Here is a 330-nt window from a genome sequence, read left to right on the forward strand (position 1 = left end):
TTGTCTCCGCTGTTGTGGCGTTTGTATTATTACGACATCAAACTGGGTAAATCTGCTGCGCCTTTGCTGAAATACGCCGAGCGTATTTTCCAACGCTAAGCCTTTAATGAAGCATTGACTCCGGCTGAAAAAGCCATGCGCCGCTAAGGGACGGATCTATGGCAACTTCAACCAACCCGTATTTGTTGCGTGCTTTGTATGAATGGTGTTTGTATAATAACCAAACACCGCACATCGTGGCTTGGGTAAATGAACATACCCGTGTGCCGTTGCAGTATGTGCGTGATAATGAAATTGTTTTAAATATTGGTCCTACCGCCAGCCATAACT

1 protein-coding gene and 1 pseudogene are annotated in these 330 nt (G+C 45.2%); both read left to right on the top strand.

What is annotated here, in order from left to right; translation table 11 throughout:
• Window positions 1-99 (top strand): annotated as a pseudogene (locus ACTHSX_RS10540) (stringent starvation protein A); the annotation flags it as partial.
• 59 nt (window positions 100-158) lie between these two features.
• Window positions 159-330, top strand: a 172-nt coding sequence (locus tag ACTHSX_RS10545) for a stringent starvation protein B (protein ID WP_440379667.1), incomplete at its 3' end; no start/stop codon positions are given.

The organism is Neisseria sp. P0014.S002 (assembly GCF_051958295.1).
GTDB classification, from domain to species: Bacteria; Pseudomonadota; Gammaproteobacteria; order Burkholderiales; family Neisseriaceae; genus Neisseria; species Neisseria flavescens_B.